Source organism: Acinetobacter sp. GW821-FHT01E09, from assembly GCF_059422385.1.
The window spans coordinates 19,322-31,454 of record NZ_JBWKWU010000001.1 but is presented as its reverse complement, the minus strand read 5'-3'; the positions used below and the strand labels follow the sequence as shown (position 1 = coordinate 31,454).

Below are 12,133 nucleotides of genomic sequence, written 5' to 3'. Positions count from 1 at the left end.
TTTTTTGACTCAAATTTAAAGGGTATGGTGATCTTTGACTTCTTCCAGAACGTCATCCAGTTCTTCAGGATTTTTCATCAAATGTAGGATCGATAAAATCAACCCACCCCATAAAAATACCATTGAAATAATCATCATCACGATTGCAGAAGTATTCATTTTGACGCTCCTATCGATCTTTCATTTTGCTAAGGACTAAAGCAATAACAGCACAGAAAATCACACTGCCCCAACCAAAGAACATCAACATACTAGAACTATAGGTATCGTATCCGTTTTTAATCAAGCTAAAAACGGTCATAGATAAAGTGACCAGCAAAATTAAAGAAGTGATTACGGTTAAAGTGAAATCCCAACCTTTACCAAGCTGCACAGTTGAAATACGATTCACATGATCACGTAATTCCATCAATGCCGAACGTTTAAACCACGCTATCGAAATAATTGACAATAATGCACCGCCAATAATCCCAATGTTATTGATAAAGTGATCGACGATATCTACCAGTTTAATCGAGTTCACGCTAGAGAATAAGAAAATTGAAACCAGTGCACTACCACCGCCAATGATGCTTACGGCTTTTTTACGTCCCCATTTTAACTTGTCTTGCATCGCTGCAATCGGCACTTCAAGGATACTCACCATTGAAGAAATCCCTGCAACAAATAAAGAAGAGAAGAACAGTAAACCGAATAAATCCGCACCAGTCCCTAAACTTGAAATGATTTTAGGGAAAGCAATAAATGCCAAGCCGATACCACCACTGACCACTTGATCTACAGGCTTGCCTGCTGAAAATGCCATAAAGCCCAGTGCTGCGAAGATACCAATCCCCGCAAGGATTTCAGTAGACGCATTGGCAAAACCAACGATAAGGCCCGAGCCTGTTAAATTGGTTTTTGGTTTAAGATACGAGGCATAAGTCACCATGATCCCAAAGCCAACAGAGAGTGAAAAGAACGTATGACCAAATGCTGCAAGCCATACTTTATAATCCCACATCGCTGCCCAGTTTGGTGTAAAGAAAGCATTTAAACCTTGAACTGCACCAGGTAAACGCAACGCTTGAATAACAAGAATCGTGAACAGAATAAACAGTAAAGGCATGAAAATTTTATTGGATAGTTCAACCCCTTTTTTCACACCACCAAATAAGATGATCAACGTTAATGCCCAGATTCCTACAATTGGCCAAAATAAATGACCAACAAAATGAAAATCAAAACTTGTTGATTTTGAAGTTTGTAAATAGGTATTGAAGAAGAAGTTTTCAGGATCACTTCCCCACAATTGACCTACAGAAAAATAAACATAACTGCCAGCCCATGTCAGTACGCTGGCATAGTACAAACCAATAATGATACAGACACAGACTTGCCACCAACCTAAAGTTTCGCCCCCTTTAAATAAAGCACGATAGGCTTTAGGAGGTGAAGTATTACTTTTATGCCCTGTCGCATAGTCTAAAAATAACAGTGGCAAACCTGCCGTAATAAGTGCAATTAAATATGGAATTAAAAAAGCGCCGCCACCGTTTTCATAAGCAATGTAAGGAAAGCGCCAAATATTACCTAAACCGACAGCCGATCCAACAGCTGCGATAATAAAACCTGATCGTGATGTCCAGTTTTCACGAGATTCTGTCATAAAACACCTAATTCTGTAGATGTCCTCAAATGCTGCTTTTTTTCATTGTGATCTGCGAGCAAAAGAAGTACCAATTTTAAATTTTGTTGTTTGAATAAAACAGCACCTTTTGGGTGCTTTGTTATTATTCCAAACCAGTAACTTTGCAAACTTCTCGGTTAAAGTGCATCAACAAAATTACTGTTTAATGTTGTAACAATACTCGTTTTGCAGCGCTTTTTCTGTAATTTGTGTCTATTTTCTCAGGTTTTTTTTACTTTTTTTTGCACATGGTTAATTTTTAGCTATTTTGCTTGAAATTGCATATTTCTAATTGACCGTCTTGGGTAAACGATAATGCCCAATGATTTTATATTCATGCAAAATGTCATTTTCACGTGTTCCAGAACCAATGTTATGAATAACCAAAGGTGTTTTTGACAACATTGTGGTTTTATTTGAAATGATACCAATGTGGGTTAAGCCTTTACCTAAATCCCATGCCACAATATCACCTGCTTGATACTTTTGATCATTCACTTGATAACCTTGACGCTGAAAATAGGTCATGATATTTGGAACCCGTCGATGATCAATATTTCGATCGGTTGCTTTTAAACCCCATTTTTGTGGATATTTTTTAAAATTGGCTTTCATATCTTCATGAATACGTTGTTGCAGATCTATACCTTGATGGCGTAAGGCGCGAATAACCACGTCTGTACATACACCTTTGATCAATGGAACATCACCCATTGGATAAGACAACTGAGTATAAGCAGGATCATAGTAAAGTGTTTTCAAAATCTGAGAGCGTGCATCATTTACCAGTTTCTCAGATTGAAATGCCCAAATTTGCACACTCTGTAAGCAAAGCAAAACCATTAAAAATAATGAATTGAAAAATTTTATTATCATTTTTTAACTCTATATAAAATTCAAAGAAATAAGGAGCCGTAGCCCCTTAGAATATTAACTTATTGTTTGATCACAAGTAAGCGTTCTTCCTGCATATCACCAATTGCAGACTGGATTCCCTCACGACCTAAACCCGAATCTTTCACACCACCATATGGCATATTATCAACTCTGAAGGTGGGTATATCATTGATAATTACCCCGCCCACATGTAAATGATCCCATGCATAAAGCATCTTATTGAGATTTTGAGTATATACACCAGCCTGTAAACCAAAGCGACCTTGGTTAATCACTTCGATACCTTTCTCAAATGTTTTATATTTTTCTAAAATTGCCACAGGGCCAAATGCTTCATTTTGATAAATTTCAAGAGATTCATCGACATTTTCAAGCAAAGTTGGTTCAAATAAAACACCTTTTAAAGTGCCACCAATTAAGATTTTCGCACCCTTTTTCTCCGCTTTATCTACCCATTTTTTTAAACGAATCGCTTCTGCTTCTTTGATCATTGGGCCCACTATCGTGGTTTCTACATGTGGATCTGCCGCAGATATTTTTTTCAATTTTGCTAAGATTTTTTTTCTAAATTCTATATAAATATCAGCATGGACTAAAATTCGTTGCACACTAATACACACCTGTCCCGCATGACCATATGCACCACCAATCACTCGATCAATCAATGCATCACTTATTTCTGTATCAGGTTCAATTAAAACAGCTGCATTCCCCCCCAATTCGAGGGTTACTTTTTTACGACCAGCACGTGCTTTCATATCCCAACCCACTTGATCAGAACCGGTAAAGCTGAGCAGCTTAAAGCGATCATCCGTCACTAACACATCAGCATGTTCTCGTGGACAAGGCAAAATTGAAAATGCGCCTTTTGGTAAATCTGTTTCAGCCAAAATTTCTGCGATTTTTAATGCGGAAATTGGAGTCAAACTTGCTGGTTTTAATACAAATGGACAACCCGCTGCAATTGCTGGTGCAATTTTATGTGCTGTTAAATTCAAAGGAAAATTAAACGGACTGATCAGAGACACTGCACCAATCGGCACATGTTGTACCATTCCCCGATATGCAGAAGCCGCAGCCGTTACAGCCAAAGGCATTAAATGACCATCATTAATTGTGGAGACTGCATCTGCCGCTAGTTGGAAAGTATTAATCAGCCTTTCAACCTCAGCTGCTGCAGCAAGTTTAGGCTTTCCACCTTCGATAATTAAAATTTGGGTTAATTCTTCACGGAGCTCTTTAAAACGCTGAACACAATGTAACAGTATTTTTTGCTTCTGAAATGGTTTTAAAGCAGCCATTTCTTTCTCTGCTTTCACAGCTGCACTGATGGCTTTTTCTAAAATTTTTGCGTCCGCTAAAGCCACTTTTGCATAAATTTTCCCCGAAAATTTATCATGAACTTCAAGCCATTGCCCTGATTTAATCGCTTTATTGGCGACATAAAGTGGGAATTCAATCACTGCTTGATCAATAGAATCACTCATCCTACACCCTCGATTTAATCTTTTTAATAATGCAAAATTTGATAAACCCCTATATCATGCCTTCAGTTGGTACAGTATTGAAATGTATTTAAGTAACAAAAATATAGGATGAAAAATCATTTCATCAAGAAGGACATATGAAATCTATTCAATTACCCTTATTTATCGCAGCCCTAGGTCTAAGTTCATTTGCTCAAGCTGATTTTATTGGTTTAAAAGGTGATATTAGTTATTGGAGTATTGGTGGAGATTCTCAAATCAACCACAAAACATCCAGTCTATCCAACAAAACGGGGACAGATAATTTATTATTAGATCCTTATGCTGGGCTAAACGCAAAACATGATTTAGATACCAAAGGCACGATTCAAGCCTCTGTTGCTTTTGAGCACCCGATTCCAATCATTCCCAATGTAAAATTAAAATATACCAAGTTAGATACTGAAACTGAGTCTAATAATGAGTTTGCTAAAACTAAAATTGATTTAGACCATACAGATCTTATTCTTTACTATGAAATCTTAGACAATATTGTAAAAGCTGATGTCGGTGTAGGGGCAACTAAACTCAACGGTACTGTAAAGCAATTTTCACAAAATGTTGATGTTGATGAATATGCACCAATCCTTTATGCAGAGGCTGGTGCAAAACTACCATTTACAGGTTTAAGCGCAAAAGCTGAGGCGACTTATACCAATGTCAATGATGTAAAAATCACGGATGCTCAGGCTGAAATTCAATATGATTTTGTTAAATCTATTGTTTTAGATCTTGGTGCTAAAGTGGGTTACCGTGTTTTAAACATTGAACTCAGTGATTTAGATAACCGTGATATGAAGTTTAATTTTAAAGGGCCTTATATTGGTTTAAATGCCCATTTTTAATAGAGAATATCCGTTTATGATCATGTAAGCTTTTTCTTACATGGTCTGCCGAATTATGCGTATAGGCAGAACAGCTAAATTTTAATACTATAAACACATCAGGAAACAGGAAGTTTCCATTAAAACAAGAATAAGATAGGACGATAACGCAGGATAGCGAAAGGTACGACAGGAGTTATACCTCAGAACCAATATAAAAAACCTCAGGCATGGATGTCTGAGGTTTTTTTATTTTGAATACACTAAAAACAATTAAAGTAAAAAACTTACCACTTCATAAAAGCCATTCCTTCAATAGCATCCATTTGAATCAGTTCAGTTTGTTTTTGAACCATTTTAACCGCTTCATGCAAACTTATTGTTTTTGTATAAGAGCCTTTTTGATCAGGAACAGGAATATCTGCATCTAATGAATAATCATCATTAACGATAAACTGTAAAGTACGATCATTTTTATCAACGATCCCTAAAAAGTTTTCTGGCCTGATTAACACAGATTGCATTAGTTCTATGATTTCATCGATAGATGCATACTGATTTTGAGTGGGTAAAACCTCTTCACCATCATAATCTGTAAAGAAAAATTGGAAAATCAACATATTATTAACTGTTTTTATCGTAATACTTTAATTTTTAGCATAAAGAAACAGCTGGTTCAATAGCTCGACTCTTTCTATATCCCTTACTTCAATAATGATCATGATGAAGAATACAGAAAATCAGTTCAGTTTCATCAATGCATAAGCTTAAGCAGTGATCAATTAGTTTAATATAACGAGATCTGTTTCATTTCGCTAATCAACACCGCACATAAAAAAGCACCCCGTTCTCGCTAGAGACCGGGGTGTTTTAAATTTAAAAGCTGGCGATGACTTACTCTCACATGGGTAACCCCACACTACCATCAGCGCTAAGAGGTTTCACTTCTGAGTTCGGGAAGGGATCAGGTGGTTCACTCTTGCTATTGTCGCCAGCAAACTGTTATGGACTTGTTCGGGTCTTATTTAAATGCCTTACTTTGTACCAAATGAGTTATTAACAGAACATTTGAGTTGGGTATTGTAACTAGCTTTACAACTAAATCAAGTATGTTTGATCTTTTATGAATCAAATGATGCTTCATATACAACTGCTTGGGTGTTGTATAGTCAAGCCTCACGAGCAATTAGTATTGGTCAGCTTCATGCGTCACCGCACTTCCACATCCAACCTATCAACGTCGTAGTCTTCAACGGCTCTTTAGAGGACATAAAGTCCTAGGGAAATCTTATCTTGAGGTAGGCTTCCCGCTTAGATGCTTTCAGCGGTTATCCCTTCCGAACATAGCTACCCGGCGATGCGACTGGCGTCACAACCGGTACACCAGAGGTTCGTCCACTCTGGTCCTCTCGTACTAGGAGCAGATCCTCTCAAATTTCCAACGCCCACGGTAGATAGGGACCGAACTGTCTCACGACGTTCTAAACCCAGCTCGCGTACCTCTTTAAATGGCGAACAGCCATACCCTTGGGACCTGCTTCAGCCCCAGGATGAGATGAGCCGACATCGAGGTGCCAAACACCGCCGTCGATATGAACTCTTGGGCGGTATCAGCCTGTTATCCCCAGAGTACCTTTTATCCGTTGAGCGATGGCCCTTCCATACAGAACCACCGGATCACTAAGACCTACTTTCGTACCTGCTCGACTTGTGGGTCTCGCAGTTAAGCGCGCTTTTGCCTTTATACTCTACGCGTGATTTCCGACCACGCTGAGCGCACCTTCGTACTCCTCCGTTACTCTTTAGGAGGAGACCGCCCCAGTCAAACTACCCACCAGACATGGTCCTCGTCCCGGATAACGGGACAGAGTTAGAACCTCAATATTACCAGGGTGGTATTTCAAGGATGGCTCCATAGCAACTGGCGTCACTACTTCAAAGCCTCCCACCTATCCTACACAAGTAAGATCAAAGTTCAATGTCAAGCTGCAGTAAAGGTTCACGGGGTCTTTCCGTCTAGCCGCGGGTACACCGCATCTTCACGGCGATTTCGATTTCACTGAGCCTCTGCTGGAGACAGCGCCCCCATCATTATGCCATTCGTGCAGGTCGGAACTTACCCGACAAGGAATTTCGCTACCTTAGGACCGTTATAGTTACGGCCGCCGTTTACTGGGGCTTCGATCAAGAGCTTCGCTTACGCTAACCCCATCAATTAACCTTCCAGCACCGGGCAGGCATCACACCCTATACGTCCACTTTCGTGTTTGCAGAGTGCTATGTTTTTAATAAACAGTTGCAGGGGCCTGGTTTCTGTGGCTGCCAATAGCTCAAGGAGCAAGTCCTATCACCGTCAGCAGCGTACCTTCTCCCGAAGTTACGGTACCATTTTGCCTAGTTCCTTCAGCAGAGTTCTCTCAAGCGCTTTGGTCTACTCGACCTGACCACCTGTGTCGGTTTAGGGTACGATTCCTGTGTAACTGAAGCTTAGAGACTTTTCCTGGAAGCATAGTATCAGCCACTTCGCTAGTAAACTAGCTTGCTATCAGCTCTCAGCATAGAGCACCCCGGATTTGCCTAAGATGCATGCCTACTGCCTTTCACCTGGACAACCAACGCCAGGCTGACTTAACTTTCTCCGTCCTCTCATCGCATTACACAGAAGTATTGGAATATTAACCAATTTCCCATCGACTACGCCTCTCGGCCTCGCCTTAGGGGTCGACTCACCCAGCCCCGATTAACGTTGGACTGGAACCCTTGGTCTTTCAGCGAACGGGTTTTTCACCCGTTTTGTCGTTACTCACGTCAGCATTCGCACTTCTGATACCTCCAGCATACTTCTCAATACACCTTCATCGGCTTACAGAACGCTCCCCTACCACGTATACATAGTATACATCCGCAGCTTCGGCATATAGTTTTAGCCCCGTTACATCTTCCGCGCAGGCCGACTCGACTAGTGAGCTATTACGCTTTCTTTAAAGGGTGGCTGCTTCTAAGCCAACCTCCTAGCTGTCTATGCCTTCCCACATCGTTTCCCACTTAACTATAATTTGGGGGCCTTAGCTGGCGGTCTGGATTGTTTTCCTCTTGACTACGGACGTTAGCACCCGCAGTCTGTCTCCCGGATAGTACTCATAGGTATTCGGAGTTTGCATCGGTTTGGTAAGTCGGGATGACCCCCTAGCCGAAACAGTGCTCTACCCCCTATGGTATTCGTCCGAGGCGCTACCTAAATAGCTTTCGGGGAGAACCAGCTATCACCGAGTTTGATTAGCCTTTCACCCCTATCCACAAGTCATCCCCTGGCTTTTCAACGACAGTGGGTTCGGTCCTCCAGTTAGTGTTACCCAACCTTCAACCTGCTCATGGATAGATCACCCGGTTTCGGGTCTATACCCAGCAACTAAACGCCCTATTAAGACTCGATTTCTCTACGGCTCCCCTATGCGGTTAACCTTGCTACTGAATATAAGTCGCTGACCCATTATACAAAAGGTACGCAGTCACCAAACAAGTTGGCTCCCACTGCTTGTATGCATGCGGTTTCAGGATCTATTTCACTCCCCTCACAGGGGTTCTTTTCGCCTTTCCCTCACGGTACTGGTTCACTATCGGTCAGTCAGGAGTATTTAGCCTTGGAGGATGGTCCCCCCATATTCAGACAAGGTTTCACGTGCCTCGCCCTACTCGTCATCATTATATGTGCCCTTTCGTGTACGGGACTATCACCCTCTACGGTAGCACTTCCCAGAGCTTTCCGCTAAAACACATATAACTTAATGGGCTGATCCCCGTTCGCTCGCCGCTACTGAGGGAATCTCAATTGATTTCTTTTCCTAAGGGTACTGAGATGTTTCACTTCCCCTCGTTCGCCTCGCATGACTATGTATTCATCATGCGATACCTACCTTATGGTAAGTGGGTTTCCCCATTCAGAAATCTCCGGATCACAGGATATTTGCCGCCTCCCCGAAGCTTATCGCAGGCTATTACGTCTTTCATCGCCTCTGACTGCCAAGGCATCCACCACATGCACTTAATTACTTGACTATACAACCCCAAACAGTCGTTAATCCCTACAAGGAGGATCAACAATGTGAACTTAATCACTTCTATTTGTTGCCTGTGAACTTAATCACCATACAGCTTCAATTTAATTCATATACCAAAACGCTTGATTCAGTTTTATCGCTAGTGCTCATTTCACTCAACATTAACAATTACTTGCTAACATCAACTAAAACGAGTTTAAACAATTATTTCAACTCAAATATATTCTGTTAATGATTCACTACCGCCTCGTCAGCGAGTAGTTAACTGTGATAAATCACAGAACTTAATAAGCTATCAGCTTACTAAGTTCTGTAATCACTTAGTCTTTAATTAGTGGTGGAGACTAACGGAGTCGAACCGTTGACCTCCTGCGTGCAAAGCAGGCGCTCTACCAACTAAGCTAAGTCCCCAGCTTAAGATCTTAATATATCTGCTCTTCTGTGTTCAGTAGACTTGGTGGGTCTGACAAGACTTGAACTTGTGACCCCACGCTTATCAAGCGTGTGCTCTAACCAACTGAGCTACAGACCCTCAGATACATCAATGAAGAACAACTTGTTGTGGATTCTTACCAATCGTCAATCTTTCGTTAAGGAGGTGATCCAGCCGCAGGTTCCCCTACGGCTACCTTGTTACGACTTCACCCCAGTCATCGGCCACACCGTGGTAAGCGTCCTCCTTACGGTTAGACTACCTACTTCTGGTGCAACAAACTCCCATGGTGTGACGGGCGGTGTGTACAAGGCCCGGGAACGTATTCACCGCGGCATTCTGATCCGCGATTACTAGCGATTCCGACTTCATGGAGTCGAGTTGCAGACTCCAATCCGGACTACGATCGGCTTTTTGAGATTAGCATCCTATCGCTAGGTAGCAACCCTTTGTACCGACCATTGTAGCACGTGTGTAGCCCTGGTCGTAAGGGCCATGATGACTTGACGTCGTCCCCGCCTTCCTCCAGTTTGTCACTGGCAGTATCCTTAAAGTTCCCACCCGAAGTGCTGGCAAATAAGGAAAAGGGTTGCGCTCGTTGCGGGACTTAACCCAACATCTCACGACACGAGCTGACGACAGCCATGCAGCACCTGTATGTAAGTTCCCGAAGGCACCAATCCATCTCTGGAAAGTTCTTACTATGTCAAGACCAGGTAAGGTTCTTCGCGTTGCATCGAATTAAACCACATGCTCCACCGCTTGTGCGGGCCCCCGTCAATTCATTTGAGTTTTAGTCTTGCGACCGTACTCCCCAGGCGGTCTACTTATCGCGTTAGCTGCGCCACTAAAGCCTCAAAGGCCCCAACGGCTAGTAGACATCGTTTACGGCATGGACTACCAGGGTATCTAATCCTGTTTGCTCCCCATGCTTTCGTACCTCAGCGTCAGTATTAGGCCAGATGGCTGCCTTCGCCATCGGTATTCCTCCAGATCTCTACGCATTTCACCGCTACACCTGGAATTCTACCATCCTCTCCCATACTCTAGCTTCCCAGTATCGAATGCAATTCCCAAGTTAAGCTCGGGGATTTCACATCCGACTTAAAAAGCCGCCTACGCACGCTTTACGCCCAGTAAATCCGATTAACGCTCGCACCCTCTGTATTACCGCGGCTGCTGGCACAGAGTTAGCCGGTGCTTATTCTGCGAGTAACGTCCACTCATCCTAGGTATTAACTAGAAGAGCCTCCTCCTCGCTTAAAGTGCTTTACAACCATAAGGCCTTCTTCACACACGCGGCATGGCTGGATCAGGGTTCCCCCCATTGTCCAATATTCCCCACTGCTGCCTCCCGTAGGAGTCTGGGCCGTGTCTCAGTCCCAGTGTGGCGGATCATCCTCTCAGACCCGCTACAGATCGTCGCCTTGGTAGGCCTTTACCCCACCAACTAGCTAATCCGACTTAGGCTCATCTATTAACGCAAGGTCACAAGTGATCCCCTGCTTTCCCCCGTAGGGCGTATGCGGTATTAGCATCCCTTTCGAGATGTTGTCCCCCATTAATAGGCAGATTCCTAAGTATTACTCACCCGTCCGCCGCTAGGTCAATTACCGAAGCAATCTCCCCCGCTCGACTTGCATGTGTTAAGCCTGCCGCCAGCGTTCAATCTGAGCCATGATCAAACTCTTCAGTTAAAAATCATTAGTGACTTAAGGTCACAATTCTGGCTCATCAATGTACTGACAAATTCTCTCAAATAAACTTCGAGTAATTTAAACCAATCAATCAATGATAATATTTCGATCAATCAATCAGTAAAAATCCACACAAGTTGTTCTTCATATTCTCTTAATGATTAATTTATCACTTCGTCAGTGATAAATAAGACGCAATAAACATTTAACAACTTAACCCTCTAAGCTAAGTTCGTTTGCTGTATCGCGTCGGGATGAGCTCATTATAGGGCAATTTCTTACACACGCAAGTGCTTTTAACTGATTGTTTTATTGAGTGTTGTATTTTTATGCACTGTTTTGGTTCATTTTTAGACTTTTTATCGCGTAAGCTTTTAATATTAAAGCAGAAATATGAACAAAATATTTCTGCTTTATTTTTTAACTATTTTTTCACATTTGTTTTTATTGTTTGAATACTGATGATTTTTACAGCTTGTTTAGGTACATCTTGGTGCATACCCATTGTTTGTGTTGGTGTCTGTACGATTTTATCGACGATATCCAGTCCTTGTGTCACCTTACCAAATACGGCGTACCCAGGGTTTCCAGCAGACTTATTTAAAAAGTCGTTATTTGCAACATTAATAAAGAATTGACTGGTTGCAGAGTTTGGCGCATTAGTCCGTGCCATTGCCAAAGTCCCACGAACGTTCTTTAAGCCATTGCTAGATTCATTCTGGATCGCTGGTTGAGTAGCCTTCTCTTTCATGTTGCTATCAAAGCCACCGCCTTGAATCATAAAACCAGGGATAACACGATGGAAAATGGTGCCGTTGTAAAATTGACTATTTACATAGCTCTTAAAATTTTTTACTGATATCGGTGCTTGATCATCATAAAGCTCTATATTGATGTTGCCTAAATTGGTTTTAATTTGCATATCAGTATTGGCGAACGCTTGATTTACCAAAACCACTAAAGCAAGACCGATGCCTATTTTTTTGATCATTCTCTTTTCCTTAAACATTTTAAATTAATAAGCCTCTC

Annotated in this window: 7 protein-coding genes, 2 tRNA genes and 3 rRNA genes; 1 reads left to right on the top strand and 11 read right to left on the bottom strand. The window is 41.8% G+C overall.

Annotation, left to right across the window (positions count from 1 at the left end; translation table 11 throughout):
* Positions 1 to 15: 15 nt before the first annotated feature.
* The 4 genes from AC07U8_RS00130 to AC07U8_RS00115 all read right to left on the bottom strand — a co-directional run bounded on the left by AC07U8_RS00130 (position 16) and on the right by AC07U8_RS00115 (position 4,053).
* Positions 16 to 159: a methionine/alanine import family NSS transporter small subunit gene (locus AC07U8_RS00130; protein ID WP_004818200.1), complete on the bottom strand. Its 144-nt coding sequence runs from the start codon at positions 157 to 159 to the stop codon at positions 16 to 18.
* A 10-nt stretch (positions 160 to 169) separates the two neighbouring features.
* Positions 170 to 1,648 carry a sodium-dependent transporter gene (locus AC07U8_RS00125; RefSeq protein ID WP_494737084.1) on the bottom strand — a complete coding sequence of 493 codons (1,479 nt, stop codon included), beginning with the start codon at positions 1,646 to 1,648 and terminating at the stop codon, positions 170 to 172.
* Positions 1,649 to 1,957: 309 nt separating this feature from the next.
* The gene (locus AC07U8_RS00120; protein ID WP_034618071.1) at positions 1,958 to 2,545 is read right to left on the bottom strand and encodes a DUF1287 domain-containing protein; all 588 of its coding nucleotides are present in this window, start codon (positions 2,543 to 2,545) and stop codon (positions 1,958 to 1,960) included.
* Between the two features lie 59 nt (positions 2,546 to 2,604).
* Complete coding sequence (locus AC07U8_RS00115) at positions 2,605 to 4,053, bottom strand: aldehyde dehydrogenase family protein (RefSeq protein WP_419316009.1); 1,449 nt, start codon at positions 4,051 to 4,053, stop codon at positions 2,605 to 2,607.
* A gap of 137 nt (positions 4,054 to 4,190) precedes the next feature.
* Here AC07U8_RS00115 and AC07U8_RS00110 point away from each other — a divergent pair, with 137 nt between their 5' ends.
* Entirely contained in the window at positions 4,191 to 4,937 is a 747-nt protein-coding gene (locus AC07U8_RS00110) for a TIGR04219 family outer membrane beta-barrel protein (RefSeq protein WP_244014538.1), read from the top strand.
* 266 nt (positions 4,938 to 5,203) lie between these two features.
* On the opposite strand, the gene AC07U8_RS00105 is transcribed toward AC07U8_RS00110, so the two are convergent.
* The 7 genes from AC07U8_RS00105 to AC07U8_RS00075 form a co-directional block, all read right to left on the bottom strand.
* Entirely contained in the window at positions 5,204 to 5,536 is a 333-nt protein-coding gene (locus AC07U8_RS00105; protein ID WP_494737083.1) for a hypothetical protein, read from the bottom strand.
* A 261-nt stretch (positions 5,537 to 5,797) separates the two neighbouring features.
* Positions 5,798 to 5,912, bottom strand: a 5S ribosomal RNA gene (gene rrf, locus AC07U8_RS00100).
* Positions 5,913 to 6,081: 169 nt separating this feature from the next.
* Positions 6,082 to 8,972: ribosomal RNA gene (locus AC07U8_RS00095) — 23S ribosomal RNA — on the bottom strand.
* 337 nt (positions 8,973 to 9,309) lie between these two features.
* Positions 9,310 to 9,385, bottom strand: a tRNA-Ala gene (locus tag AC07U8_RS00090).
* Between the two features lie 44 nt (positions 9,386 to 9,429).
* Positions 9,430 to 9,506 (bottom strand) — tRNA-Ile (locus AC07U8_RS00085).
* A 59-nt stretch (positions 9,507 to 9,565) separates the two neighbouring features.
* Positions 9,566 to 11,104 (bottom strand): 16S ribosomal RNA (locus AC07U8_RS00080).
* The 16S, 23S and 5S rRNA genes sit together here with 2 tRNA genes alongside, the layout of an rRNA operon.
* Positions 11,105 to 11,528: 424 nt before the next feature.
* On the bottom strand, positions 11,529 to 12,095 hold the full coding sequence (locus tag AC07U8_RS00075) for a peptidylprolyl isomerase (RefSeq protein ID WP_209828995.1): 567 nt from the start codon (positions 12,093 to 12,095) through the stop codon (positions 11,529 to 11,531).
* Positions 12,096 to 12,133 lie beyond the last annotated feature (38 nt).

Coding starts and splice junctions, on each gene's coding strand:
- AC07U8_RS00125 (WP_494737084.1), bottom strand. CDS start 1,648: ATGACAGAATCTCGTGAAAACTGGACATCACGATCAGGTTTTATTATC.
- AC07U8_RS00075 (WP_209828995.1), bottom strand. CDS start 12,095: ATGATCAAAAAAATAGGCATCGGTCTTGCTTTAGTGGTTTTGGTAAAT.
- AC07U8_RS00130 (WP_004818200.1), bottom strand. CDS start 159: ATGAATACTTCTGCAATCGTGATGATGATTATTTCAATGGTATTTTTA.
- AC07U8_RS00105 (WP_494737083.1), bottom strand. CDS start 5,536: ATGTTGATTTTCCAATTTTTCTTTACAGATTATGATGGTGAAGAGGTT.
- AC07U8_RS00110 (WP_244014538.1), top strand. CDS start 4,191: ATGAAATCTATTCAATTACCCTTATTTATCGCAGCCCTAGGTCTAAGT.
- AC07U8_RS00115 (WP_419316009.1), bottom strand. CDS start 4,053: ATGAGTGATTCTATTGATCAAGCAGTGATTGAATTCCCACTTTATGTC.
- AC07U8_RS00120 (WP_034618071.1), bottom strand. CDS start 2,545: ATGATAATAAAATTTTTCAATTCATTATTTTTAATGGTTTTGCTTTGC.